Genomic DNA, 26,841 nt, shown 5'->3' with positions numbered 1-26,841 from the left:
TGCTTCAATGCGCCGCGGTCGCGGTCGCGGTCGCGGTCGCGGTGCGGTCGAAGAATCGTTGCACCCACGCGCAACGGATCGGTCGCAACGACCGTCAGCGTGTACGACGCTTCGGCAGCATGGAGGCGACCAGCAGTCCGGCGATCGAACTACAGGCGATGTAGACGAATACCGAAACATAGCCACTATCGGCCGGAAACGATGCACCGTCGTGTCCCGCCGTCGCGCTGCGCAGCAGCGCAAATACCGCCTGGGCACCTACCGCGAAGAAACACGAGAAGAAAACGTAGAGCATTCCCGTTGCCTCGCCTGTCTGATGTGCAGGCGTCGCTTCCACGATCTGGTTGTACAGCGCTGTGCTTGCGAAGGCGAGGCCGAACGAGCACAGCACCGCACCCGGAACGAAGAGCAGCAGGCTGCGATGAAGCACGATCAGCGAGGCCCAGCCCAAGGCCAGTATGAGCATGCCAATCAAGGCAGCGGGCCGGGCCTTGTAGCGGGCCGCAACCCGGCCGCTCCATGGGCTCGCGACCAGCGCGACGATGTTGACGCTGAACATCAGTAATCCGGCCGCGGTCGCGCTCAACCCGAATCCGGCGTGCGTGCCGGCAGGTTGCTGGGCGAGCAGCGAGAAGACCTGTCCTAGTTGCATGGCGCCTGCCGCGAGGAATGCCATGCATGCATTGGCCAACACGACTTCGCGCCTCTTCAGCAGACGCACATTGATGAGCGGATGACGCGCCCCGTGTTGATGGCGTGCCCAGAGTCCGAGCACGATCATCCCGCCAGCGATCAAGCCCCACAGCCGCGGATCGCCGAGCCCCCACGTGCGGATTTGCTGCACGGCGAAGAGGATGGCGCAAAGTGCCGGAGCGAACGCGAGACCTCGAATGTAGTCGATCCGCACGCCGGGATTCGGTGGCGACGGCGGTGCCCACGCGCGTACCGCCGCGACGGCCACGACGCAAAGCGCGACTTTGAACCAGAAGCCGCCCTGCCACGAATAGTGATCCACGACAACGCCCGCGCAGATGTAGATCAGCCCCGCCGACACCATGCCTGCCGCACTGATCATCCCCACCGCGGCAGGCAGCCTGGCGGGTGGCAGATTCTCACGAACCAGACCGATGGAGAGTGGCGTAATGCCTGCCGCGATTGATTGCATCGCACACCCCGCGACGAGCATTCCGACATCGGTCGCGCATGCGGCCACGACTGCGCCCGCCGCAGCGACCGACATCACCACGAGCAGGATGCGGCGGTAGCCCAACAGGTCGCCGAGTCGCCCGCTCACCGCGGCAAAGACGGCCGAGCCGAGCCAGTATGCGGTGACGGTCCAGCTCACGGAGTTCGACGCAGGAAAAGCCTTGTAGAGCGTGACCAGCACGGTGTAGATGACGGTGATGCCGGACGAGGCCGCTACCGCGGCAAGCAGGATCGCCATCGTGAACCCGCGCGGTGGACCCGCTACCGGTTGCGCTCGGTGTGCCGGCTGGGAGAGTACTTCGGCTTGCATAAACGTCTCCGGTTGCGTGTCTTCGTTTCGATTATACTTATATACGAACGTCGTTCGTATTGCTGTTTTTTTTGGAGAATTCGATGCCGACCGCAAGGGTCGCGAGGCCACCGCCCGATATCAAATCGATATCGACGTTTTCGAGTTCGATATGAGAGTTTTTAGGTCGATGGCTTGACCCGATACTTCTCTCAAGGGCGCACGTTCTCAAGCGCTCCCCACAATCAGGAGCGAGACCATGCAAACGTATCAAGGGAAGATCTACGACGCCGACACGCACTTCTACGAAGTCGAGGACGCATTCAACCGTCATTTGCCCGAGAAGTTCAGGAAGGACTGGTCTTTTACCAGCCGTGTCACGGCAGACGGCAACCGCTGCATGTATGTGGGCGACCGGAAGGTGGAAATCAGCGAGGGCTACACATCGGCCGAGGGGCACGTTCCGCCGCCGGGCAAGCTGCATGAGTGGCTGCGCGCGATGAAGGATGGCAAGGACAACGTCGATATGCGGGTTTCGCCGACGCCGGACATGTTCAACCGCGACGCGCGCCTGAAGAAGATGGACGAATTCGGTGTTGAAGCCTGCACGATGTACATTGGCGAAATGGTCGCGTGTATTTCCTACCTCAACGAGCCCGTTGCGGCAAATGCGGTATTGCATGCGTATAACCAGTGGATGCTTGACGACTGGGGCTTCAACTACAAAGACCGCATCTACACGACGCCGGTCGTCACGCTCGACGATCTCGATGCGGCTGTCGCCGAAGCCAGGTGGCTGGTTGCGAACGGTGTGCGGGTGATCCTGATGCCGATGGGGCCGTTCAATGGCCGTGCACCTGCGGATCCGTACTTCGATCCGTTCTGGTCGATCCTCAACGAAGCGGGCGTGCGCGTCACCTTCCATGTGTCGGAAGCGATCTACATGAAGGATCATATGGCGGTGTGGGGCGAGCCCGTGCAGCAGTCGCGCCAGCGTCAGACCGCCTTTGTCTGGATGCACGGTTACGGCGAGCGGCCGGTCATGGAAACGCTGTCGTCGTTCATCTTCTACAACTTCTTCGAGCGTTTCCCGCGGGTCAAGCTGTGCAGCGCCGAAAACGGTGCCGAGTGGGTGCCTTCGCTGCTGGTCAAAATGGACAAGTGCCGGGGGATGGCGAAGAATGGCTACTGGCCGTGCGGTCAGTTGAAGAAACGCCCGAGCCAGATCTTCAAGGAAAATGTCTTCGTGGTCGCGTATCCGGAGGACGACATCGCCCAGATCATCGCTCAAACGGGATCGTCGGACTTCCTGTTGATGGGCTCCGACTATCCGCACGCGGAAGGCGTGCCCGAACCGAAGGACTTCGCGTCGGAAGCATGCAATGAGCTCTCGGAAGAAGACACGCGCAAGATCATGTACGACAACGGCCGCCGGTTCATTCCGCTGCACGTGTAATCGGCCTTGCACCGGTCGACGGCGGCAGACGGTCTTTCCGTCCCGCGCGATTTCTTCATTATGAACAGGTTAGCCATGAATATTTCGGACTATCAGGCGCTATTGCTCGAACGCGAAGGCGGCGTCTTGACCGTTACGCTCAACCGCCCGGAAACGTTGAACGCGTTCGACGAGCAAATGGACATCGAGATGTCACGGCTTTTTCTCGATGTCGCCGAGGACGTTGAGACCCGTGTCGTTGTGTTGACGGGCGCAGGGCGGGCTTTTAGCGCGGGCGGCGATATCGAGCATATGCAGCAGGTCATCGACAACCCCACGCTGTTCCTCGAAGGCATGCAGCGTGCAAAGAAAATTGTCTTCTCGATGCTGGATTGTCCGAAGCCGGTCATCGCCAAGATCAACGGTCATGCAATCGGTCTCGGTGCGACGATCGCGCTGTTCTCGGATCTGAGCTACGCGGCCAATCATGCAAAGATTGGCGATCCGCACGTGAAAGTCGGCTTCGTGGCGGGCGATGGCGGCGCGGTGATCTGGCCGCAGCTCGTGGGCTATGCGAAGGCCAAGGAATACCTGTTGACGGGGGATCTCGTCACCGCGGAAGAGGCGGCACGACTGGGTCTCATCAATCATGCCGTACCGGCCGACCAGCTGGATGCCGTGGTCGACGCGATGGCGAAGCGTCTCGCAAACGGCGCTTCGCGCGCCATCCAGTGGACCAAGGCGTCGATCAACATCGGCCTGAAGCAACTTGCGCATGCCATTCTCGACGCGTCGATTGCATACGAGGCGCTGTCGAACCTGACGGAAGACCATCAAGAGGCGGTCAACGCGTTTCGCGAGAAACGCGAGCCGGTGTTCAAGGGACGTTGAGCTTTTACAGTGTCCGGCGCCAGCGGTACCGGCGGCGCCGGGCGCGGCGAGGGAGGGATGCAGATGCAACGGGTAGTGGCGATAACGGGTGGATTCGGCACGCTTGGGCGCACGGTTGGTCGCGTGTTTGCGGAGAACGGCTGGAAGGTCGCGCTGATCGACAAGGCGCTCGAGCCGGAGAACGCGAGCGCGGAGCAGCTGCACGCTTCCTGGTGGCGAGGAGACGTCGAGCTGACTGATCTCGATGCGGCGCGCTCGGCGCTTTCCGCGCTCGTCGAGCAGCTTGGCAAGCTCGATGCGATCGTCAACGTAGCGGGAGGCTTTCGCTGGGAAACGCTGGTGGACGGCAGTCTCGACACCTGGGATCTGATGTACCGGACGAACGTGCGCACGGCGGCGACTGCGTCGAAAGCGGCACTCGACCATATTGCCGATAGCGCGGGGGGCGGACGCATCATCAATATTGGAGCCGGCGCTGCGCTGAAGGCGGGCGCGGGCATGGGAGCATATGCGGCCTCGAAGTCAGGGGTGATGCGTTTGACTGAGGCGCTGGCCGAAGAACTCAAAGGCCGTTCCATTACCGTCAACGCTATCTTGCCAGGCATCATCGATACGCCACAGAACCGCAAGGATATGCCCGACGCTGACTTTTCCCGCTGGGTGCGGCCTGAAGAAATCGCCGAGGTGATTCTCTTTCTCGCGTCTGGCGCCGCGTCGGGGGTGACCGGTGCGTTGATTCCTGTCACCGGGCGTACGTAAAGATCCCGAACCGGAAATAGCAGTTGACGCCCGAGTCAAGGCGCCAACTGCAAATCGCGTTTCAGGTGAGGTGTGCGAGCGAGTCGTTGCTGAACCCGAGGAACGGCTCGCCAAGCCGTGCGCGCCGCGCCCAGTTCGGATCATGTAGAAGCGAGCGTCCCACGCCGACAAGATCGAACTCGCCGCGTGAGAAACGATCGAGCAGGGCAGTGAGGTCGGGCTGCGCCGATGTCGCGGCCCCGGCCATTGAATCGTAGTAGCCCTTGTTAATGCCGATTCCGCCAACAGTCATCGAAAGCTTGCCGGTTACCTTCTTCACCCAACCGGCGAGATTCATCTCTGAGCCCGCGAATTCCGCCCGGTTGAAATAGCGGGTGCTCGCCTCGAAGATGTCGACGCCAGCATCCGCGAGCGGCGCGAGAATGTGCTCTAGCTCGTGCGGGTCGTTGGCGAGACGCGCGCGGAAATCCTGCTGCTTCCACTGGGAGAAGCGGAACGTGATCGGCATCGTCGCGCCGATCGCTTCGCGGATTGCGCGAACAACTTCGGCGGCAAAGCGGCTGCGCGCCGTGAGATCCTTGCCCCATCGATCCGTGCGTTGATTGGTTTCTGCCCACAAAAAAGCGTCGATCAGATAGCCGTGAGCTCCGTGAATCGCGATGCCATCGAAGCCGGCGGCCGTCGCATAGCGCGCGCTTCGACCATAGGCTGCAATGACGTCCGCGATCTCGGCATCGGTCATCGGGCGAGTTGGCGGCATGACGCGCTCCATGTAACCTGCGTTGAGCGATGTCATTCGTCCTTCCGGTCCCCACAGTCCCGATGGGCGCAGTGGAGAGGCGCCCGGGAAGGGGCCCGTATTCGCCTCTTTCATGGGTCCCATATGCCACAACTGAGGAAAGATGATTCCGCCGCTAGCGTGAACTTCGTCCGTCACGCGTCGCCACGCGGCAACTGATTCCTCTCCGGCGAGCACGGGAATCGAATTTTCTCCGAGTCCGGCTTCGCCGAGCGCCGCGGGGTGATCGACGCCGACGCCTTCCGTGATGATCAGGCCTGTCTCGCCCTGCGCACGCCGCTTGTAGTAGGCGGCGACGTCACTACCGGGCAATCCGTTCGGCGAAAAGCCGCGAGTCATGGGTGACATGACGATACGGTTGGCAAGCGTGACCCCGCGCACGGCGAGGGGCGAAAAGAGCGAATTGGTATCCATTGGACATTCACATAGTTGACTTGTGTGCGAATAATGATACGCTATGTTCTATCGATGAAAAAGCAATATTGGCGCCGTCTCGTGTGTGTGTGCAGGCGGCGTTGAACAGGAGGATTGCATTGGAGCAAGCAGACTCATTGGCGGTAGACGCGCTCGAAGAGAGCGGCGCAAAGCTCATCCCGGAGGGCTTTGCACTGATGCCGGAGTTCGGTCCCTTCCATCGGATGTTCGGACCTACCTACTTTCGCAAGAGCGAACGCGGACACATCGTCGGCATGTACGTTCGCGAAGCGCATCGCAACCTTGGCCACATGATGCACGGGGGCGCTGTTTGCATGCTGGCAGACACCGCCATCACGTGGGCGAGCAAGTATTCGCGTCAACCAGCCGTCAGGGTGTTGACGACTGGCTTGACGGTCAATTTCATGGGGAACGCGGAGCCGGGCGACTGGGTGGAAGCACACGTCGACGTTCTACGTTCGGGAAAGCGGGTGATTTTCTCCGACTGCCGGATCTGGGCGAATGCGAAATGCATCGCCCAGGCGTCGGGGCAATTCCAGGTGATGGGTGAAATTGACAGCTAGTGCGTTGGCGAGACCTGGATGGCCGCGCGAACGTTACGGCATTGACCGGGCTCGAACCTTATCCAGTGCCGCACGGTACCTCCACGCGGTCATCAGAAGCCGATGAATCCGCTCAGCCCGGCGTTTCCGTTCGGAACGGGTGGTCTGAACCGCGAGATGCACTTCGGGCGCGCCTGTGACCAGTGTGAGAAGATCGCGCGCCGCGTTCGAGGGATCGTCGATGGCGATTACGCCGCTGAGCGCGGCGGCTTCCAGAACGCCGGTTAGCGGCTCCAGCATCGTCACCACGAACTGCAGAAACTGTTTTGCGACATCGGGAAAGCGAATCGCCTCGCCAATGACCATGCGTGAAGTGTGCATGCTGTCCGGTATTGCCATGTGTTCGACGAGCGCATCGATAAGGGATGCCATGTTCGTAGAAAAATCGCGGCCCGGTTCCAGGTGCTCCGAGATCTTGCCCCGCAGATCGGCCATCCCGCGCCAGACGATGGAGCGAAAAAGCTCTTCTTTCGTGCCGAACTGGCGATACACAGTCGTTTTGCTGACGCCAGCCAGCGATGCGATTTCCTCGACCCTGGCGGCGCCGAAACCTTCTCTGATGAACACGGATTTGGCGGCGTCGAGCAGCCGCTCGCGCAACTGAACCGCATCGTCGTGGGTGGGCCGACCAGCCGTTCGAGGTTTGTCCGCCGCAGCGAGCCGCGAGGCTCCGTTGGGAGCCTGAACTGACATAGGTTTGTACATCGGGGAGTGTTTGATGTCGGAATCAGAACATCAGTATACTCATGAGCCCAAGGGGGCGCCAGTAATGGCGCCCCTGGGGCTCGGACCGCGCGCAGCAGGGCTCAAACGTTGATCATGCCACGTACATACGACTCCATCGTGCCGGCGCACGAGAGCTTGTCTTCGCCTTCTTCGAGATCGGCGTAGCGGCCGACTTGACGGACCAGCGGCCCCTGCAGGCCGTCGGTGTTCTCCGCCGGTGAAAAGTCGACCACGACCTTGTCGCCAGTGATGAAACCACCCCAGTATCCTTCGGCCAGCAGGTCGAAAAACGCGAAGCGCCCCTCAACGACGCCCAGTCCATCCGCAGGATTCAGCAGTTGCTCTCCCGCCTTGTCGAGGACGAACGGGACGATCCACGGGCAGATTGCATAACCCTGCGCAACTTCCGACCAGGGGCCGGTTCCGATCATCTCGGACATGCCATAACTGTTCTGGACGTTCTCGGCACGAATACCGTAGAAGCGGATGATTTGCTCCCGATAGTCGGCGGGGGCCGAGGTGCCCTTCAAGCCGCCACCGGTGGTGATTACCGTATCCGGATGGCAGATGCCATCGGCGATGCCGCGCTGACGGGCGCGCTCGATGAGCGTCCAGTGCAACGACCAGTTGCCCTGGACGAGCACCGGAACTTCGCGCTGCGCGGTTAGCTTGTCGAGAAACCGGTCGATCATCTTGCCGGTATGACGCTGGCGCGCCACCGCCTGCTCCTGAAACGCCGCGACCTCGCTCGGTTTCGCGGAGCCGTCGGCGATTGCGCGGCGCATGCGGCCCATCGAAATCGTTGCGGATGCGAGCACCGGTTCGTCGAACATCAGCGTGGTTTCCGCGCCGAGCCGTTGCGCTGCGTTCAGTACCGGTTCGATATGCCGATGCGCGCCGGCAGGCGGCATCATGAGGAAAGCCGGGCGCTTGCCGAAATCTCTTCGGATCATTGCGTTGCCGTAGACGCCCAGCTTCACGCACGACTCGGTGACATTGTCGAGATCGGCTTGCGTCTGACTGATGAAGCTGCACTTGCCGGATGTGCCGCTCGAGCTGAAAACATGGTGTCCCGCTGTGCGCAGACGGTCCATCCATGCGTCGACGTTGTCCACGCCGTCCAGATCGACTTCGGCCACCCGTTTGCTCGAGAGCGTTTGCAGCCATGCCGAAAGATGCTTCCAGCGGCCGTTGTCGATGAATGACTCGGGGTAGCTCTTGTAGATCTGATGCGCGAACAGCAGGGGCACCATATCTTCATGGCGGGTCACCTCGTTGACGCCGACATCTTCCGCTCTGCGACGCAGTAGCCTGATCCGTTCGCGGCGCTCGGCGAAGCGCTCTTTCATGGCAGCGAGCTGAAGCTCGCGAAGGTTCTCGGGGTGCTTGCGAAACGGGTCGCTTTCACCGCGCAGCATTGCATAGAACGGGTCCAAAGCGGACATGTCGTCTCCAGGGCTATGAGTTGCCAGGCGTCAGTGGTCGAAGTCGGTGGAACTCGACACGTCGAGCCAGGCTTCGAGGTCGTGTTGCACGGACGAAAGTTTCTTCCGAACAAGGTCGACGGCGTCCGGGCCTAGTGGTAGCCGCAGCGGTGGGGTGTCTGCGGAAACCGCGCGCACGATGGCGTCGGCAGCCCTTGCCGGGTCGCCCGTTTGCGTGCCGTGGTAGCTGCTCATGTAACGACGCATCTTGCCCACGGTCTCCGTATAGACGGGTGATTCGACCTCGCTCCACTTCAGCGATCCGCCTGCGAAATTGGTGCGGAAGCCACCCGGCTCGACCACGGTCACACGAATCCCGAACGGGCTCAGTTCACGAGCGAGCGATTCGGAAAGCCCTTCGATCGCATGCTTCGAAGCGCAATAGAAACTGCAGCCCGTGATGCCGATCACCCCGGCAACCGACGAGAAGTTCACGACATGACCGCGGCCGCGCTCGCGAAAATGAGGCAGTACGGCACGTATCACGTTGACCGTTCCAAACACGTTGGTATCGAACAGCTGACGTGCTTCCGCGTCGGAGACCTCTTCAAATGCGCCGAACAGACCGTAGCCCGCGTTGTTGACGAGTACGTCGATGGGTCCCGCGCGCTCGATGGCCTGCTCGACGGCGCGAGGCACCGCCGCCGCGTCGGTCACGTCAAGCAGCACACAGTGGGCGCGTCCGGGTGCGAGATTTTCGAATGGCGTGATCTGTGCGTCATTCCGAACGGTCCCGACCACTTTGTCGCCGCGAGCGAGGACCGCCTCCGCAAGCGAGCGGCCGAAGCCGGACGAAACGCCGGTAATGAACCACACGGCTGGGCTTGTCTGTGTTTCAGTCATTGTCGATTGGCCTTCAGATGAGTAGCAAACATCGATTTAGTTGGCGGTCCGGGCCTCGGTCATGTCGGCGATCTCTCCGCGGACGTAGGCGTCGATCGTTCCCGCGCAGGACAGCTTGTCGTCGCCGCCGGGCAAATCCTTGTAGCGCACCACGTCGCGAATGATGGGCGTGCGCACGCCGTCGATGCCGTGACCGAACTCCACGGTGACCTTGTCGCCGCTGATCACGCCGCCCCAGCGCCCATCCGCGAGCAGATCGATCATGGCGAGCCGTCCCTCGACGATGCCTTTCCCGTCCGCAGGATTAAGCAGTTGTTCGCCGGTCGAGTCGAGCACCAGCGGGACGAGCCAGGGCGGGACCGTCCACGCCTTCGCTTCGTGAAACCACGGGCAAAAGCCCGATACTTCGCCCATGCCGTAGCCGTCGTTGAAGTTGGTCGCGTTGAAGTTGAAGAAGCGCTCGCACTGTTGCTGGAAATCTTCTGGGAGGTTCGCACCTTTCTTGCCGCCGCCGATACTAATGATCGTGTCGGGGTGAAAGTCGGCGTCGGGAATGCCACGCTGGCGCGCCGTGGCGACGATCTGATAAAGCATGCCCATCATGCCCATGATGAACATGGGCTCGTGACGCCGTTCGAGAAGTTGGTCGATGAACTGCCGGAAATCGGCTTGTACGCGTTCGCTGCGTTCTCGACTTTCGTTCTGGAAGGCTTCGATTTCACTGGGGAGCGCGGTGCCGTCCGCGATGGCCCGCCGCATGCGCGCCATGCGCGTGGTGTGCGCGGCGCTTTGCGGCACATCCGACATGTAATGAAGGTCGCCGGGCATCGCAATCGATTCGGCGAATTTCGCCATGCGCTCCGTTCCGGTGTAAGAGCCGGAGGAGGGCGTCAGAAGGAACACGGGATAGCGACGCGACGGATCGCGCATGCCGCTCGCCGCCCAGCGAATGCCTTGGGAGAGGAGGCGCCAGCCGAGTTCGCGGTCGGCTTCGCTCTGGTAAATGAAGGACTGCTTGCCCGAGGTTCCGCTCGAGCTCATCACGTAGTGGCCGTTTCGACGCAGCGCATGGATCCAGTCGTCGAGATCGGCGATCGTGCCGTAGTCGAGTTCGTCGATCTTGCGGGTTGTGAGCGTTTGAAGCCACGCCGTGAGGTGGCGCCATTTTCCCTGCTCGATGAACGAATCGGGATAGCTCTTGTAGACGGAGTCGGCAAAAAGCAATGGCACGGCATCGCTCATGCTCTTCACTTCCGTCACTCCGGCTTCGCTGGCTCGCTTGTCGAGAATGCGAATCTGCTGCCGGCGCTGCGCGAAGCGCTCGCGCACGGCTTGCAGTTGCGCGGCCTGGAGGCTTTCCGGCGCGTTGCGGAAGGGGTCTTGAAGATTCGTGAGTTGAAGCAGCGTGGAAAGGGCTTGCATTATTGCGTCTCCTCCGGATTCGGGCCCGATTCCTCCGAGACCCATTTCATGAATCGATGGATCGGGAACATGCCGTCGTGCGGATAGCCGCCAACCCCATCTGAAATAGATTCGCCCAGTGCCACGATGCGTTGGACGCCAGCGCACGCGAGCGCGTCGCGCACCTCTGTGACCCGGTGCGGCGGATAGATGCCGACCGTTTGCGTGGCGACGGTCGCATAGCGCGCACCGTCGCGCAGGCTTGCCACGGGAACGACGTTGACGGTCTTGCAAATGGGATGAAAATCGACCATTTCTTCCGAGCGAATGACGAGCCCCTTGCCGTCGTATCCGCCGAACACCCGATAGAGCGGCTCCATCTCACGCAGCACATCAACCGCTTCGCGAATGTCGCTGGGCACCAGCGGGCCCTGGCCGTCGCCATAGCGAAAGTCCTGGCCGAGTGCCAGCGCCAGTTGCTCGGCATAGCGGTCGGCGTCGTCTTCGTCGCCTTCGATGAATTGATACCGGCTCGCATTGCACGCGTCCTGGTTGAACGACAGCACATCGGCTGCGCCGGCACGCGCGACGTCGCGCAGCACCTCGTCGGATGCAAAGGCTTCACGGCCGACCAGCGAGATAGATACCTTCGGATCGAACGCGACCAGCTCGAGCCCGGGGCCAGCGTAGCGCATCACGTGCCGAACCGCGCTGTCGCCGCCCCATACGACAATCTTGTCGAAGTACTGCGGACGATAAAGAATCGACTCGACATTTTCGTCTCCACCGCGCCAATACGCAGCCGAAAACGACTGGGTGACGGGATGATCCGGGTCGATGTCGGCCATCGTGCGCAGAATTGCAGTGGCCGTGAAAAGATCGTTCGAAGGCAGCTTGAGCAGGTGGACGCCTTTCGTCAGCGCCGCGCGCATGACCGTCATGGCTGCCACCATCGGCGAGTTGCCTGCGAGCACATGTACGAGGCGCGGTGGAAACGCGCGCAGACGACTCGGGCGCCCGCGCAGCGTGCGCGCCACCCAACCGTCGACGAGGCGCGCATCGCCAAGACTTACGCGCAACTCGTCCTCGATCACCTCGCGTGCGAAAAGGTTGGGAATGTCGCGATAGCAGTTTTCGAGAATCCGTCGCCCGAGCGGACTCACTTTGATCATTGACTCGAGCGCGGCCTGCATCAGCGGATTGACGTCCAGATGCAAACGCGGTCCCAGCCCGACAAGAAAGTCGATAACCTTCGCAATCGGCATATCGAAGGCGGGGCCAGACTCAGCTCGCGGCCACACGAGGTCGTCAAGGTCGATCCTGGGTGTGCAGAAACCTTGGCCAAGATCACGCGATACGTGCCTGATGGCGCTTCCGTTGACAGTGCGACCGCGGTATACGTGAGGAACCGGCAGCGGCACGAGGCTGGGCTCCTGCGCCGGGTTCCCGCGTTGCCTTTCCGTTGTTTCGGGGTGCTCCATAAAAGCTCCTTTTCAAATATCGATACGCTTTGACTTGGGGCGCAGACTCTGGTCCGTTCCGAGCTTGCTATCGCTAGTCAGCTCAGATTGACGATCATCCGATCGAGTAAATGTTTGACGGTTCGGACTTCTTCGACCGTGAAGCCGCGAAGCTGCCGATTGCTTGCATCGACGATGTGCGGCAGGGTTCCGCGCAACAACTGGCGGCCGTTTTCAGTCAGTGTGAGTTCGACACAGCGTCGGTCGGAAGTGCTGCGAATTCGTTCAATCAAGCCTCTTTTTTCAAGCGAATCGAGCTTGCGGGTCATGATGCTGCTGTCAGCGAGCAGCACCCGGCACAAGGCGGTAGGTGTGCGAGCACGTCCGTCGTACAGTGCTTTCAGGATTCCCCACTGTATTGCTGAAAGCTCGCTCGCAGCGAGCTTTCCGTCGATTTCCGCGCCAAGCAGAAGACGAACCAGGTTCATCTTGAACGCGACACTATCTTCAGTACGGTATTCCTCTGGCGCAAGTCTCTGTGCGAGTTCGGCGCCAGCCGGTTCTCGCTCGAGCGTGACGGAGTCGGACAGATTCATCGATTTCCTGCCAAAAAAGTAGCTGCATTTGCAAGCAACTATATGCACGGCATTCGAAATATGCAACGATAGGCGAGGTGTGGTTTTCCCCATGTTGCGACGGGGAGCAGGTATGCGCGACGATGCGCACGCGTCTTTTTGTTTGCAATCTTCGGGAGGAACCTTGTCGGAACCTAGTGTGGTAAGTGACATGGCGTTGCCTGTCGCTGTTGAGGAAGTGACCGCAAAGTGGCTAAGCTCCGCGATCGCGTTCCGCTTTCCCGGCGCCGAAGTAACTTCGTGCAGGCACGTGGCGGTATTGGCGGGTACGTCGACCAAGGTACGCGTCGCACTCGAGTACAACGACGCGGGACAGGCAATGGCGCTGCCGGCACGCATGATCGTCAAAGGCGGTTTCGAGGATCACAGTCCTTCGATGAGAGACATGTATCGCAACGAAATGCGTTTTTATCGCGACGTTCTACCGTTCATCAATATGAACGCGCCTAGATGCTTTTTTGCAGGCACGGATCCTGACGCCTGGCAATCGGTCGTAGTGATGGAAGACCTGAGCGAGCGTAACGTTCAGTTTTGCCGTGCCCAGCAATCGCAGGGCTACGAACAAGTCGCCCTACGGTTGAGTGCCATGGCGCGCTATCACGCGCAAACATGGAACAGCCGGGAGTTCGACAAGGGCGGTCGGCTCGAATGGGTGGGAGAGCGTTTTTCGGACTGGTCGCTGGAATACCAGAACCGATATCTCGAACCGGACGTCTGGGCGCACTACATATCGCTGCCGAGAGGAGCGGCAGTAAGCCGGTATCTGCACGATCGGGACTGGATGATGGCATCTCTCGCGCGCATTGCGCGCGAACATAAGAGCAAACCGGTATGCCTTATTCACGGCGATACGCATCTGGGAAATCTGTACGTCGAAGCTGACGGGACGCCAGGTTTTTTCGATGCCCAGGTCAGTCGGGCACCCTGGAGCCTCGAGGTCGCCTATCACATAGGGTGCGCACTCGATATCGAGGACCGTCGCTCATGGGAGCGGTCGCTGCTCGAACACTATCTCTCGCAGTTGGCGATTGGCGGGGTCGAGGCGCCCGATTTCGACGAAGCGTGGAACGACTATCGACGCGATCTCGCGTATGGATACTTCATCTTTGCGATTAACGAAACCCGCTTCCAGACCGAAGCAGTGAACACCGCGTATGCGGCACGCTTTGGCGCGGCATTGGTGGATCACGGCACGGTGGGCGAATCGACATGATCTAAGCCGATAATGCAACCGTATGTTGCATTATCGGCTTGGCGAGACTAAGCTCGACCATCGGCAGCCTCCTGGCGAGTTATGGCTTGAACGTGAACGTGCAGATGCTCGCTCGAACGTTCAAGATGACAATCGACTTTCATCAACCGATCACAGCATGCCTGTTCCGAAAATCTTTCATCAACGTTTAAGCGGCAAGATCGCGATCGTGACCGGCGCAGGATCGCTCGGTCAGGGTTTTGGCACGGGCAAGGCCATTGCCTGTCTTTTTGCGGCGGAGGGCGCGTCCGTCTGTCTCGTCGATCAGCAGTACGAGCGGGCGGCGGAAACGCTCGCGCTGATCACGGAAGCGGGCGGCCGAGCGTTCGTATCGACCGGCGATATCACGGACGGCGCTGTCTGTGCGCGCATTGTCGAGGAGACCGTTCAGCGGTATGGAGGTCTGGACATTCTCATCAACAACGTCGGTATCTCAGGCGCGCCGGGGCGATTGCAGGACATCGACGAAGCGTCCTGGGACCGTGTGATCGACGTCAATCTGAAAAGTGCGTTCTTGATGAGCCGAAGTGCGGTGCCGAAGATCGTGGCGCGCGGAAGCGGGGCCATTGTCAACATCGGTTCGGTCGCAGGCATCCGCAGCCACGGGTCGGCCGCGTATGGCTCGTCAAAGGCGGCAATGGTCGGCTTTACGCGTGAACTCGCGGTGATGTACGGCAGCGATCAGGTTCGTGCCAACGCGATTGCTCCGGGGCATATTTTTACGCCAATGGTGGAAAGCATGCTTGACGACAAGGCTCGCGAACGTCGCCGCAAGATCGCGCCTCTCCCATTGGAGGGAGATGCATGGGACGTCGCGGCCGCCGCGCTGTTTCTCGCCAGCGACGAATCGCGATTCATTACCGGCACGTGTTTACCCGTGGACGGTGGCGTGACGCAGATTGCGGCGCTTGCGGCGTACGATCTGGTCCAGCAATAGCCACCGTATCGGGCCGGGTACGTCGGGCAGCAAAGCGTCACTTTTCGCTGTGCTTTCCTGGTCAAATTTTCTGGTAACTTAGCGGGGCCGAATTTGACCCGCGTTGCAGGAAACGGCACCTGTCTGGCATTGGCATGGCCGTCGAATTGCGGTTAATGCCAATCGCCCCTTTGCTCGGCACGCGTTTTTGCGATCCGAGAGGCGAGGGTCTCCACCGATCGATGATGGCATGACTGCTCGCAAGGCCGCAGATTCGCTTTTTGCCGCGTTAGCGGACGCTTCCAGACGACAACTGTTGGCGCTGCTGAGCAAGGGGGCGCAAAGCGCAGCCGCATTGGCGCGTGAACTGAACATGTCACGTGCGGGGGTGACGCGTCACCTGAATGCGCTTGACGAGGCCGGCTGGATCGATGTTGCTGTCGATAACAATGGCGAGGCGTTCTATTCGAGACGTTCTCAGGCTGAAGCACAATTCCTGACGGAATGCGTAGCGTTGCAGAAGTCAGCATGCCCTGAAGATGGCGATGCGTTGGACCAACAGGCCGCAGTGTGGGCGCGCGAGTGGCCAGCGGAGGACGCGAACATCTATCTGATCGGGCAACGACTTCTACGGCTATCTGCGCACATCGACCGGGCGCTCAAGGAAGCCGCTGCGAGTCAAGGCCTGCTGGCAGCCGAACTATTGCTATTGGACGCGCTTCTGGTTTCAGGGCCACCGTATACCCAGTCTCCAACGCAACTGCAAAAACCACTGGCGATGACGCTCGGCGGCATCACCAAGTGCGTCAGCAGACTTGAGCAGATCGGTTTGGTGGAGCGCTTGCCGGATCCGGCGGATGGGCGTGGAATTCTCGTGAGAATGAAGTCACGGGCGCGCAAGGTTTTAACGAACATTCTCCATGAGGGCACGTATGGCACCGACTGGGTGGCTTCCAGTCATATGACGCCTGAGCGGCGAGCGGCACTGTCGATTTTGTTGCGGGAACTGCATCTGTTCGCAGACGCAGAGGCCGCACGTCGGAGTGCCGAGCGCGCCTGACATAGTTGCGGTGTTCATCGTCTCGATAGCAACGCCTGACTCATCGCCATCTCGGCTGGCAACAAGCGCGCAAGACGCAAGACCAGTCACAGGCCAGCGTTCTTAGCGGGCCTTCTCCTGCGTCTTTTGTTGCCTCCGACGCATCTGGTGGCAATCGACCACTTCCGCACAACGATATCTTGCCGAGCGATAGCTCCGCGGCAACGCATTGGAGCGCTGTCTTCTCGTGCTCGCTCGGTACAAACACCAGGATTAACCGAGATACTTTCCCAGTAAAGTACATTTACAGATGTTGGTGACGAGCAGAACATTCACGCCAAACGGAGATCCGAGCGATGAGGGCCGCGTATTTCACGAGGGTAGGTTTGCCGCTGGAAGTTAGGAGTGTTTCCGATCCCAGTCCAGCATCCGGAGAAGTCGTGCTGAAGATTCACCGCTGCGGTATTTGCGGATCGGATCTTCACATGACGGATGGGCACGCTCCGCATTTCACCCTTCCAGAAAATTCAACACTTGGCCACGAATTCGCTGGCGAGGTGATTGCCGTGGGAAAGGGTGTAGAGAAGCTGAAGGTTGGCGACCCAGTTACCGCGCTGCCGTTTGTCGGATGCGGGCACTGCACGACTTGTCTATCCGGCAAGCCCAACTTTTGCGCGCATTTCAAGGGCGCCGCCGCCGGGTTCGCTCAGTATGCCGTCGTGGCCGAGCGCGTAACGACCAGGCTCCCGAAGACGCTGAGCATGGAGGACGGCGCACTGATCGAACCAATGGCGGTTGGCTTGCACGGCGTTGCGCTGGCAAAACTCACGCCGGGTGCGAAAGCGCTCGTGATTGGCGCGGGTCCCGTCGGGCTCGCGGCCACGTTCTGGGCCCGCCGCCTCGGCGCCGGACGCATCGTCGTCACCGCTTCCTCACTGCGCCGCGAAGCGCTTGCGCGGCACATGGGGGCGGACGAGTTTGTGGTTCCGGAGGAGGGGCAGGATCTGGCGGCGCTGGCTGGCGAAGCTCTTAAGGGTTCACCAGACGTCGTTTTCGAATGCGCAGGGCAAAAGGATCTGATTGCGAAGGCGATTCATTGCGTCAAGCCGCGGGGTGACGTGGTAGTGCTCGGCTTCTGCACGGTGCCAGATCAATTTATCCCGGCAGTAGCGGTGTGGAAGGAAGTGCGAATTCAGTTCGCTGTCACCTACAGTATGCAAGAGTTCACTCATGTCGCTAACGTGTTCGACGCGGGCTGTGTCGAACCGCGCGCGATGATCACGGATCGTGTGTCTCTCGACGCGTTGCCCGAGATGTTTGAGGCTCTGCGCAATCGCTCGACGCAATGCAAGGTAATGGTGAATCCATGGCTGAGCTGAAATCCTGGCGCGACTATCTCTCCCAGTTGGCAACCGCGGACAGTCTGCTCGAATTGACTGAAACACCCTGCGATCCTCAAACACGCGCGGAGCTGTATCGGCAGTTTCAGATGAATCTTTCGCTGGCCTACTTCATCTACTTCCAATCCGATCCATTTCATCCTGACTGGCTGCCCTTCCTTAACTCAGTCTTCATGCTGCAGCCGAATCCCGACGATACCTATTTCGTCGCACCGTTGCGAGGAGACCTGCGATACCGGATAGTCGGAGAACGCGGCAGCGTGCATTTGCTGACGCTCGACCTCGGCCGCGGGATCATGGGCACTACCGATGAAGCCCATCCGCCGCTCGGTCAGTTCGACCTCGACGACGTAGAAATTCGCGATGACGGCAGCTTCGATATTTTTTTGAGCGCGCGGCGTCCTGCCGGGTACGACGGCAACTGGATCGAGCTGCATTGCGAGGCTGATTTCGCCATGCTGCGCCAGCGCTCGTATGCATGGGGAAGGGAACGCGACGCGCGAATCGCTATCGAGTGCCTCGATGCTCCCCTGTTGAAGCCGTCGATGGGCCACGAGGAGATCGCGAGGCGTACCGGCGAGTTGATGGACTACGCGGAGCGTTTGTCACGTCGCTGGCTCACCCATATGCAGCAACTGCGCACGCGAATCAAGGTGAACGAGTTCGAGTTTTTCGCTTTCGGCGGTGGACTCGCGAAGCAGGCGTACTGGCAGTCCATTTTCGATTTCGGTGATGACGAAGCGCTCATTCTCGAAACCGCGCTGCCGCAGATGCGCCGCTACTGGAACGTGCAATTGAACGACACACTGTTCAACGCGCTTGACTATATCGATCACCAAAGCAGCCTCAATGGGCATCAGGCACACGTCGACGGCGACGGTCATTTTCGCGCGGTGATTGCTCATCGCGATCCCGGTGTCCTGAACTGGCTGGATACATGCGGCGTCAATCGTGGGACTGCGATAGGCAGATGGTATGGGTGTAGCTCGGAACCAGTTCCGACACTCAAACGTGTGCCGCTTTGCGAGTTGCGCAATCACTTGCCGGCAGGAACTCGCTTCGTAGACGCGAGCGAGCGCGGCAGACTTCTGCGCGAGAGACGCATAGGTGCGCAGTTGAGACGGCGGTGGTAGCGACAAGAATGGATTTCGGGAGACAACAGATGTCAGTATCGAAACGATTCACGGGTGCGGAGGACGAACTTCACGCGAGCGCGAGTGCTGTCGCTGGCCTGACGGATTTCGGCTCCAGCGCTGAGTACAGGCCGGGCCTGACACAGCTTTTGAACGCGCTCGACGAAGATGGTCCGCGCTTCGCGCCGGGCGCGACGGGAATTTGCGTGGAATGCTGTTGTCGGTGCTTTGGTGTCGCGCCTGACGATGGTAGAGGGGCTGCGCAAGCATGCCGATGTGTTGTCGCGGACGCCGCGGCGCCCACTCGTCATCACCGGCATACCGAGAACCGGTACGACCGCGCTGCACAAGCTGCTTTCGGTTGATCCACAATTTCAGGGTTTGGAAAAATGGCTGACCGTCTTTCCGCAGCCGCGGCCTCCGCGCGATACGTGGACCAGCCATGTTCAGTTCCAGGCGACCGCGGCCGGGCTCGAGGCCTTTTTCAGGTCAGCGCCAGAGATGCGCGCGGCACACAATATCGTGGCTGACGAGGTAGATGAATGCCTGGAAATACTCAAGCAGGGCTTTTGCAGCAATCTGTGGGGCTCGTCGTTCCGTGTACCTCAATACGATCGCTGGTGGCGTGAACAGAGCGAATTGCCTGCATATCGTTACCTGGCAAAGACGATCAGTCTCATCGGTGCGCGAGACAGCGAAAAGACGTGGCTCCTGAAGAATCCCGGACACCTGATGCAGTTACCGGCGCTGTTCGAGGTCTTTCCCGATGCATGCGTGGTACAGACACATCGAGATCCAGTGGAGGCGCTGCCTTCGCTCGCGAGCGTGCTGGCGATGGCGCGTCGGATTTCTGAGGGCGAGCAGGTCGACCGGCACGAGATCGGCAGGCGCGAACTGGATAACTGGGCGCGCGCCAGCGAAGCGGCAATTGCGGCGCGTGCGTCCTTGCCGAACCGGCAGTTCCTCGATATCAGGCAGGCCGACTTCCACGCCGATCCGATTGGCACCATGACGCGTATCTACGGCCACTTCGGCTTCAGACTGACCGCCGAAACGATGGAAGCGATGCGCCGACGCGTCAAGCAGAGTCCCGAACGCGCTTATGGCGCGCATCGATATACGCAGGACGAATTCGGCCTTGCACCGGCAGCGATCAGGGAGCGCTTCTCCCGCTATATGACCACCTATGGACTGCACTGATGAAAACGCCGTTGCTTTCTCCGTTTTCCGGCTTTCTGCAGATCGCGTACGTCACCACCGATGTGGACGAGGCAATTGAGCGCTTTCGCAGAGAACAGAAGGTGCCGACGTGGGCGCGCTTGCCGGGTATTGAAATAGAGTCCATCGCGGGACGTCGCTGCAAGCTGAACATCGCGCTCGCGTTCGTCGGGTCGCTTCAGCTGGAACTGATCGAGCCGCTGTGCGGCGACGACCGCGTGTATCGCGATGCCCTGCCTCGAGACGGCTTCGCGATTCGCCATCATCACATAGCGCAACTGATCCAGAGCGAAGCGGCATTCGAAACACAGCGTGAGCAAATGGCTGCCGCGGGCGTGCCCATCATCATCGACGGCCAGTCGCGTGGCTCCGCCCGGTACTTCTATACGGATCACCGGGGGACGCTCGGACACTATATCGAGCATATCTGGTACACCCCTGCCGGTCTCGCTGCGATGGAACAGGTGCCTCGCAATGGAGTGGTCCAATGAACGCTGTCAACACCGCGCTTTCGGTTGACGACGATCACCGTCTCGCAGTGCACATCGCTACGGCGGCCGGCGGCGCCTTGAACGCGATGCGCGCGTCGGCCGTGCTCGCGGGCAAACCGTTGGGCGCAGTCGGCGATGCCACGGCGAACGAGCTGATTGCAGGCATTCTCGCTCGCACCCGACCAGATGACGGCTTTCTGTCGGAAGAATCCGCGCCGGACCCAAAGCGGCTAGCTCTCGATCGTGTATGGATCATCGACCCGCTCGATGGCACGCGCGAGTATGGCGAACGGCACGAGGGGCGCGAGGACTGGGCGGTCCATGTGGCACTGACGGTTTGCGGCGAACCCCGCGCTTGCGCTGTGGCGCTTCCGGCCCGTGGGGTCACATTCGGAACGTTATCGCCGCCGGAGTTGCCGCCAGCGCCCGAAGGGCGCCTGAAAATTCTGGTGAGCCGTTCCCGCGCTCCGGAACTGGCGCTGAGGGTCGCCGAGCGACTGAATGCTGAACTTGTCCCCATGGGCTCGGCAGGCGCAAAGGCAATGGCGGTCCTGCGTGGCGAGGCTCACGCGTATCTGCACGCAGGCGGTCAATACGAGTGGGATTCGTGCGCTCCAGTAGGCGTCGCGCTCGCGGCAGGCCTTCACGCCAGCCGCATAGACGGGAACCCGTGCATCTATAACGGAGTAGACGTCCGGATGCCCGATTTACTCATATGTCGACGTGAGATCGCCGAATCGATGCTGGCCGCCATCGCGGCCGCGCAGTGACCCTGCTTTCTAAAGGATGTGCCATGCCTACGTTGACTCATTTGCGGCGACTTGAAGCCGAGAGCATTCATATCATGCGGGAAATCGTCGCTGAGGCAAATCGCCCAGTGATGCTTTACTCGATCGGCAAGGACAGCGCCTGCATGCTCCATCTGGCAAAAAAGGCCTTTTGCCCGGCGCCCCCTCCGTTTCCGCTTCTGCATGTGGATACCACCTGGAAGTTCCGCGACATGTACGCGATGCGGGACCGGATGGCTCGCGAGAGCGGAATGGAGCTGATCGTTCACCAGAATCCGGAAGCGAAAGAACTGGGCATCAACCCGTTCGATCATGGTTCGCAGGTTCACACCGACATGTGGAAGACCCAGGGCCTGAAGCAGGCGCTCGACAAGTACGGCTTCGATGCCGCTTTCGGGGGCGCTCGCAGAGACGAAGAGAAATCGCGTGCGAAAGAGCGAATCTTTTCATTCCGTACGGCTACCCACCAGTGGGACCCCAAGAATCAGCGACCCGAACTATGGCGCCTATATAGCGCGCGAAAGAACAACGGCGAGTCGATCCGCGTGTTTCCCCTCTCTAACTGGACCGAGCTGGACATCTGGCAGTACATCTACCTCGAGAATATCTCCATCGTGCCACTCTATTTCGCGGCGAGGCGGCCCGTGGTGAATCGGGACGGCATCCTGGTGATGGTGGATGACGACCGCATGCCACTCAAGCCGCACGAGAAAGTAGAGGAGAAAATGGTGCGCTTTCGCACGCTTGGTTGCTATCCGCTTACCGGTGCAGTCGAGTCGAACGCAACGACATTGCCGCAAATCATCCAGGAAATGCTTTTGACGACGACCTCCGAGCGGCAGGGGCGCGTGATCGATCATGACGGCGCCGCGTCCATGGAGAGGAAGAAACAGGAGGGGTACTTCTGATGGCACACGTCTCTGAGCTGATCGGGACCGATATTGAACGGTACCTGAAGCAGCACGAAAGAAAGAGCCTTCTGCGTTTCATTACATGCGGGAGCGTGGATGACGGCAAAAGCACGTTGATCGGCCGATTGCTCTACGAATCCAGAATGCTGTTCGAGGACCAGCTTGCCGCGCTCGAAGCCGATTCGAAAAAGGTCGGTACGCGTGGCGGGGAAATAGACTACGCGCTGCTGCTGGACGGTCTCGCTGCGGAGCGCGAGCAGGGCATCACCATCGACGTCGCCTACCGGTTTTTCTCGACCGACCGGCGCAAGTTCATCGTTGCTGATACGCCCGGGCATGAGCAATACACCCGCAACATGATAACGGGTGCTTCTACGGCCGATCTTGCCATCATTCTGGTCGATGCTCGCAAGGGCATTCTGCAGCAAACGCGGCGGCACAGCTATCTTGTGTCGTTGATCGGCATTCGCAACGTTGTTCTTGCGGTCAATAAGATGGATCTGGTCGGGTACTCGCGTGAACGATTCGACGAAATTTCTCGTGAGTATTGCGAATTCGCCAGAAAGATTGGCGTCCCTGGTGTGACTGCAATGCCGATTTCGGGCGTAAATGGCGACAACGTTGTTGAAAGGAGCACGAAGACGTCGTGGTACGAAGGGCCGTCCTTGATGCATCACCTCGAGACTGTCGAGATCGACGAAACGCATATGCAGACGCAGCCGTTCCGTTTCCCAGTGCAATGGGTCAATCGCCCCAATCTTGATTTCCGCGGGTTTGCAGGCACTATTGCGTCCGGTGTGGTGCGTGTCGGGCAGCGTATACAGGTACAGCCATCAGGACGGGAAAGCACTGTCGCAAGAATCGTGATGGCGGACGGCGATCTTGACGAGGCCTTCGCGGAACAGTCCGTGACGCTGCTGCTCGCCGACGAAGTGGATGTCTGTCGTGGAGATCTGATTTCGACGGCCGATTCGCCTGCGCAGGTTGCCGACCAGTTCGAAGCAACGCTCGTGTGGATGAGCGACCAACCCATGCTCCGGGGGCGCAGCTACTTGCTGAAAATTGGCACCCGGACCGTCACGGCAACGATATTGCCGCTCAAATACAAACTGAATGTCGATACGCTCGACCGCGTGGCGAGCGAGACTCTCGCCTTGAACGAGATCGGTGTCGCGGAACTGGAGTTTGATCGCGCGATTGCTTTCGATCCGTACGAGCAAAACCACGAGACGGGCGGTTTCATAGTCATTGACCGTATGACCAACAGCACGGTCGGTGCCGGTATGCTGCGCTTCGCACTGCGCCGTGCGAACAATATTCGCTGGCAGACGCTGGAGGTCGACAAACGCGCGCGGCGGGTGCTGAACGGGCACCAGAGCGGCGTTGTATGGCTGACAGGGCTTTCAGGTGCGGGAAAATCGACAATTGCAAATCTGCTCGAGAAGCGTTTGCACGCGATGGGCAAGCGAACCTATCTGCTCGACGGGGACAATGTTCGTCACGGGTTGAACAAGGATCTCGGATTCACGGCCGAGGACCGGGTGGAAAATATCCGACGCATTGCCGAGGTGGCGAAATTGATGGCAGATGCGGGCGTGATTGTCATTACTGCATTCATTTCGCCGTTTCGCGCCGAGCGCGCCCTGGCACGCGAGCTGATGGAGGAGGGCGAATTTATCGAGGTCTTCATCGACACGCCACTCGAAGTGGCCGAGGAGCGCGATCCGAAAGGACTTTACAAGAAAGCGCGTAGCGGCGAGTTGAAGAACTTCACAGGCATCGATTCGCCGTACGAGATGCCGCAGAATCCTGAGATCCACATCAACACTCTGACCGTTTCTCCCGAAATTGCCGTAGAGGTGATTTTCGAGAAACTCCAGACCGCGGGCTTTCTTGACGTGTCGAGGGGAGCGCCGCTCTGAGACCGGGCGGGGCGGGCGCTTCGCACGTCGGTCCCCTTCCCATTGTTGATCCCTGCGCGTTCATATTGTTATACGTCATTCATTTATATATACTCTTCGCTGTCGGCTATGGGAAATGCTGAACGCGATTCTCGTGTCGACGGCGCCCTCGACGGGCAACAGTCCAACGAGTGTGTCGACGTTTCGAGGCGACAAGGAGGCAGTGGGGGATGGCGGAAAACAATCAGCAAGGTTATGGACCGCGCGAGTCGATGGAATACGACGTGGTGATCGTCGGCGGCGGTCCCGCAGGCCTTTCCGCGGCGATCCGCCTGAAGCAGCTGGCAGCCGAAAAAAGCGTCGGGATTGGCGTCTGCGTGCTGGAAAAAGGCTCGGAGATCGGGGCGCATATCGTCTCCGGCGCTGTCATGGACCCGCGCGCGCTCAATGAACTGATGCCCGACTGGAAAGAGCGGGACGCGCCGTTGAACGTGCCCGTGACCGAAGACAGATTCCTTTTCCTTTCCGAAACGCGTGCGAAGTCGGTGCCGAACTGGGCATTGCCGGACAACTTCAAGAACCACGGCAACTACGTGATCAGCCTCGCGAACGTCACGCGCTGGCTGGGCCAGCAGGCCGAGGCGCTGGGCGTGGAGATCTTCGCGGGCTTTCCGGCCGCTGAAGTCCTCTACAACGACGACGGCTCGGTCAAGGGCGTCGCCACCGGCGACATGGGCATTGGCAAAGACGGCGAGCCCACCGAGAACTTCCAGCTCGGCATGGAGCTGCACGCGAAGTACACGCTGTTCTGCGAAGGCTGCCGCGGTCACCTCGGCCGCCAGCTCAACGAAAATTTCAAACTCGGCAAGAACGCCGATCCGCAGGTCTACGGCATCGGCATCAAGGAGCTGTGGGAGATCGATCCTGCGAAACATCAGCCGGGTCTGGTGATCCACACTGCCGGTTGGCCTCTGGAGTCGGACACCTATGGTGGCTCATTTTTGTACCACATCGACAACAACCAGGTGATGGTGGGCTTCGTCGTTGGTCTCGCTTATCAGAACCCCTACCTTTCGCCGTTCGAGGAGTTCCAGCGCTACAAGACGCACCCGGAAATTCGCAAATTCCTGGAAGGCGGCAAGCGCGTGTCGTATGGTGCGCGCGCAATCACCGCCGGCGGCCTGATGTCATTGCCGAAGCTCGTGTTTCCGGGCGGCGCGCTGGTCGGCGACGACGCGGGCTTCCTGAACGCGTCGCGCATCAAGGGTTCGCACGCGGCGATCAAGACCGGGATGCTCGCGGCCGACGCCGCGTTCGATGCGCTCCAGGATGGCCGCCAGCACGATGAACTGGCAGCCTACCCGGAAGCATTCAAGCGGTCGTGGCTCTACAGAGAGCTGTACAAGGCGCGCAACTTCAAGCAATGGATGAGCAAAGGCCTGTATCTCGGCACGCTGATGGTGGGTATCGAGCAGAAGGCTCTCGGCGGCAATGTGCCTTGGACGCTGCGTCACCGGCATCGGGATCACGAAATGCTCAAGCCCGCGTCGCAGTGTAAGCCGATCGAGTATCCAAAGCCTGATGGCAAACTAACGTTCGATCGACTGTCGTCTGTTTTCATTTCGAATACAAACCACGAGGAGAATCAGCCGGCGCACCTCACGCTCAGGGACGCGAGTGTGCCGGTGAACGTGAACCTGCGAACGTATGCGGGTCCCGAATCCCGCTTCTGTCCAGCAGGCGTCTATGAGTATGTGAAGGACGATCAGCAGGAGGACCGTCTGCAAATCAACGCGCAGAATTGCGTGCACTGCAAGACCTGCGATATCAAGGACCCCACACAGAACATCGTGTGGGTCACGCCGGAAGGTGGCGGCGGGCCGAACTATCCAAACATGTGAGTAGGTGATAGCTACGTCCCAGAGGTAAGTCTCAGAATGAAACTGATTCGGTCCATCGACGAATTGCGCGCGCAGTTGCGCGGTCAAAACCGTACCGCGTTCGTGCCGACTATGGGCAATTTGCACGAGGGGCATTTGTCGCTTATCCGGCTCGCCCGGCAGCACGGGGATCCCGTCGTCACGAGCATCTTCGTCAATCCCCTGCAGTTCGGGCCGGGGGAAGATTTTGAGCGTTATCCGCGAACGCTGGATGCGGACATCGAGAAGCTCCAGAAGGAAAACGTCTATGTCGTCTTTGCCCCTACGGAACATGATCTATACCCACAGCTGCAAGAGTACCGGGTGCAGCCGCCGGGAGGCATGGGCGACATGCTGGAAGGTGAATTCCGGCCCGGGTTTTTCCAGGGCGTGTGCACGGTGGTAATGAAGCTGATGCTGTGCGCGCAACCGCGTGTGGCCGTCTTTGGAAAGAAGGACTACCAGCAATTGATGATTGTTCGGGAGATGTGCAAGCAGTTCGCGATGCCAACGGACGTTGTCGCGGGCGAAACCATCCGCGATTGCGACGGTCTTGCCTTGTCCTCTCGCAATCGTTTCCTGACGCCCGCAGAGCGGGTCGAGGCGCCGATGTTGCATCGGCTTCTGAATCTGATCCGCGACAGGATCTTGAGCGGAGACAAAGATATCCAGGGCATCGAACGACGCGCATTCTCCACGTTGGTCGACCGAGGTTGGCAGCCGGATTACATTTCGGTGCGCAAGCAGGTCAACTTGCGGTCTCCAGCCGCACAGGAGGTGGATGCGGGCAAGCTCGTTGTCGTCGCGGCTGCGCGCCTCGGAAACACGCGACTGATCGATAATCTGGAAGTTTGAGCTTTCCATGCATAGCTTTGCCGCCGCACTTTGGAACGCCCGAACCATTTTAT

Annotated in this window: 24 protein-coding genes; 16 read left to right on the top strand and 8 right to left on the bottom strand. The window is 60.1% G+C overall.

Going from position 1 to position 26,841, the window contains the following annotated elements; all coding sequences use genetic code 11:
- Positions 1 to 94: 94 nt before the first annotated feature.
- On the bottom strand, positions 95 to 1,516 hold the full coding sequence (locus OKW45_RS08215) for an MFS transporter (protein WP_429467092.1): 1,422 nt from the start codon (positions 1,514 to 1,516) through the stop codon (positions 95 to 97).
- A 238-nt stretch (positions 1,517 to 1,754) separates the two neighbouring features.
- Here OKW45_RS08215 and OKW45_RS08210 point away from each other — a divergent pair, with 238 nt between their 5' ends.
- The 3 genes from OKW45_RS08210 (at position 1,755) to OKW45_RS08200 (ending at position 4,580) form a co-directional block, all read left to right on the top strand.
- Positions 1,755 to 2,951, top strand: coding sequence for an amidohydrolase family protein (locus OKW45_RS08210; RefSeq protein WP_429467090.1), 1,197 nt, complete (start codon positions 1,755 to 1,757; stop codon positions 2,949 to 2,951).
- Positions 2,952 to 3,026: 75 nt separating this feature from the next.
- Positions 3,027 to 3,821, top strand: a complete 795-nt coding sequence (locus OKW45_RS08205) for an enoyl-CoA hydratase/isomerase family protein (RefSeq protein ID WP_090808869.1) — start codon at positions 3,027 to 3,029, stop codon at positions 3,819 to 3,821.
- Positions 3,822 to 3,884: 63 nt separating this feature from the next.
- Complete coding sequence (locus tag OKW45_RS08200) at positions 3,885 to 4,580, top strand: SDR family NAD(P)-dependent oxidoreductase (protein ID WP_429467088.1); 696 nt, start codon at positions 3,885 to 3,887, stop codon at positions 4,578 to 4,580.
- Between the two features lie 61 nt (positions 4,581 to 4,641).
- Here OKW45_RS08200 and OKW45_RS08195 read toward each other — a convergent pair whose 3' ends face one another.
- A complete protein-coding gene (locus OKW45_RS08195; RefSeq protein WP_429467087.1) occupies positions 4,642 to 5,793 on the bottom strand; it encodes an NADH:flavin oxidoreductase in 1,152 nt (383 codons plus the stop codon).
- Here OKW45_RS08195 and OKW45_RS08190 point away from each other — a divergent pair.
- On the top strand, positions 5,793 to 6,377 hold the full coding sequence (locus tag OKW45_RS08190; protein WP_429467085.1) for a PaaI family thioesterase: 585 nt from the start codon (positions 5,793 to 5,795) through the stop codon (positions 6,375 to 6,377). The genes OKW45_RS08195 and OKW45_RS08190 overlap by 1 nt on opposite strands.
- Positions 6,378 to 6,410: 33 nt before the next feature.
- Here the strand turns inward: OKW45_RS08190 and OKW45_RS08185 are convergent, their stop codons facing one another.
- From OKW45_RS08185 to OKW45_RS08160, 6 genes are all read right to left on the bottom strand, one after another.
- Positions 6,411 to 7,109, bottom strand: coding sequence for a TetR/AcrR family transcriptional regulator (locus OKW45_RS08185; RefSeq protein WP_429467083.1), 699 nt, complete (start codon positions 7,107 to 7,109; stop codon positions 6,411 to 6,413).
- A gap of 113 nt (positions 7,110 to 7,222) precedes the next feature.
- Positions 7,223 to 8,587 (bottom strand): hypothetical protein, encoded by a 1,365-nt coding sequence (locus OKW45_RS08180; protein WP_429467081.1) that lies wholly within the window; start codon positions 8,585 to 8,587, stop codon positions 7,223 to 7,225.
- A 30-nt stretch (positions 8,588 to 8,617) separates the two neighbouring features.
- Positions 8,618 to 9,469, bottom strand: a complete 852-nt coding sequence (locus OKW45_RS08175; RefSeq protein ID WP_429467079.1) for an oxidoreductase — start codon at positions 9,467 to 9,469, stop codon at positions 8,618 to 8,620.
- Between the two features lie 36 nt (positions 9,470 to 9,505).
- Positions 9,506 to 10,891: a hypothetical protein gene (locus OKW45_RS08170; protein WP_429467077.1), complete on the bottom strand. Its 1,386-nt coding sequence runs from the start codon at positions 10,889 to 10,891 to the stop codon at positions 9,506 to 9,508.
- A complete protein-coding gene (locus OKW45_RS08165) occupies positions 10,891 to 12,135 on the bottom strand; it encodes an acyl-CoA reductase (RefSeq protein ID WP_429467075.1) in 1,245 nt (414 codons plus the stop codon). The genes OKW45_RS08170 and OKW45_RS08165 overlap by 1 nt, the downstream gene beginning before the upstream one ends.
- A 293-nt stretch (positions 12,136 to 12,428) precedes the next feature.
- Positions 12,429 to 12,926, bottom strand: a complete 498-nt coding sequence (locus OKW45_RS08160; protein WP_018425455.1) for a MarR family winged helix-turn-helix transcriptional regulator — start codon at positions 12,924 to 12,926, stop codon at positions 12,429 to 12,431.
- Positions 12,927 to 13,038: 112 nt separating this feature from the next.
- Between OKW45_RS08160 and OKW45_RS08155 the strand changes: the two genes are divergently transcribed.
- The 12 genes from OKW45_RS08155 (at position 13,039) to panC (ending at position 26,788) form a co-directional block, all read left to right on the top strand.
- Positions 13,039 to 14,178, top strand: coding sequence for a phosphotransferase (locus OKW45_RS08155; RefSeq protein ID WP_429467073.1), 1,140 nt, complete (start codon positions 13,039 to 13,041; stop codon positions 14,176 to 14,178).
- Positions 14,179 to 14,200: 22 nt separating this feature from the next.
- The gene (locus tag OKW45_RS08150; protein ID WP_429467071.1) at positions 14,201 to 15,154 is read left to right on the top strand and encodes an SDR family NAD(P)-dependent oxidoreductase; all 954 of its coding nucleotides are present in this window, start codon (positions 14,201 to 14,203) and stop codon (positions 15,152 to 15,154) included.
- A gap of 229 nt (positions 15,155 to 15,383) precedes the next feature.
- Positions 15,384 to 16,193 (top strand): ArsR family transcriptional regulator, encoded by an 810-nt coding sequence (locus tag OKW45_RS08145; RefSeq protein ID WP_018425452.1) that lies wholly within the window; start codon positions 15,384 to 15,386, stop codon positions 16,191 to 16,193.
- 419 nt (positions 16,194 to 16,612) lie between these two features.
- Entirely contained in the window at positions 16,613 to 17,551 is a 939-nt protein-coding gene (locus tag OKW45_RS08140) for an alcohol dehydrogenase catalytic domain-containing protein (RefSeq protein WP_429467069.1), read from the top strand.
- Entirely contained in the window at positions 17,539 to 18,705 is a 1,167-nt protein-coding gene (locus OKW45_RS08135; protein ID WP_429467067.1) for a DUF1214 domain-containing protein, read from the top strand. The genes OKW45_RS08140 and OKW45_RS08135 overlap by 13 nt, the downstream gene beginning before the upstream one ends.
- Before the next feature lie 168 nt (positions 18,706 to 18,873).
- Entirely contained in the window at positions 18,874 to 19,905 is a 1,032-nt protein-coding gene (locus OKW45_RS08130; RefSeq protein ID WP_429467065.1) for a sulfotransferase family protein, read from the top strand.
- Positions 19,905 to 20,414 (top strand): VOC family protein, encoded by a 510-nt coding sequence (locus tag OKW45_RS08125; RefSeq protein ID WP_429467063.1) that lies wholly within the window; start codon positions 19,905 to 19,907, stop codon positions 20,412 to 20,414. The genes OKW45_RS08130 and OKW45_RS08125 overlap by 1 nt, the downstream gene beginning before the upstream one ends.
- A gap of 86 nt (positions 20,415 to 20,500) precedes the next feature.
- Complete coding sequence (locus OKW45_RS08120; RefSeq protein WP_429469311.1) at positions 20,501 to 21,184, top strand: 3'(2'),5'-bisphosphate nucleotidase CysQ; 684 nt, start codon at positions 20,501 to 20,503, stop codon at positions 21,182 to 21,184.
- Positions 21,185 to 21,207: 23 nt separating this feature from the next.
- Positions 21,208 to 22,110 (top strand): sulfate adenylyltransferase subunit CysD, encoded by a 903-nt coding sequence (cysD, locus tag OKW45_RS08115; RefSeq protein WP_429467061.1) that lies wholly within the window; start codon positions 21,208 to 21,210, stop codon positions 22,108 to 22,110.
- Positions 22,110 to 24,035 carry a sulfate adenylyltransferase subunit CysN gene (gene cysN, locus OKW45_RS08110; RefSeq protein WP_429467059.1) on the top strand — a complete coding sequence of 642 codons (1,926 nt, stop codon included), beginning with the start codon at positions 22,110 to 22,112 and terminating at the stop codon, positions 24,033 to 24,035. Before cysD ends, cysN begins: the two co-directional genes overlap by 1 nt.
- Positions 24,036 to 24,244: 209 nt before the next feature.
- Entirely contained in the window at positions 24,245 to 25,915 is a 1,671-nt protein-coding gene (locus OKW45_RS08105; RefSeq protein WP_429467057.1) for an electron transfer flavoprotein-ubiquinone oxidoreductase, read from the top strand.
- A 36-nt stretch (positions 25,916 to 25,951) separates the two neighbouring features.
- The gene (gene panC / locus OKW45_RS08100; RefSeq protein ID WP_429467055.1) at positions 25,952 to 26,788 is read left to right on the top strand and encodes a pantoate--beta-alanine ligase; all 837 of its coding nucleotides are present in this window, start codon (positions 25,952 to 25,954) and stop codon (positions 26,786 to 26,788) included.
- Positions 26,789 to 26,841 lie beyond the last annotated feature (53 nt).

This window comes from Paraburkholderia lebeckiae (assembly GCF_050436225.1).
Classification (GTDB): Bacteria; Pseudomonadota; Gammaproteobacteria; order Burkholderiales; family Burkholderiaceae; genus Paraburkholderia; species Paraburkholderia tuberum.
The sequence above is the reverse complement of the archived record's forward strand: the minus strand, read 5'-3'. Positions and strand labels throughout refer to the sequence as shown.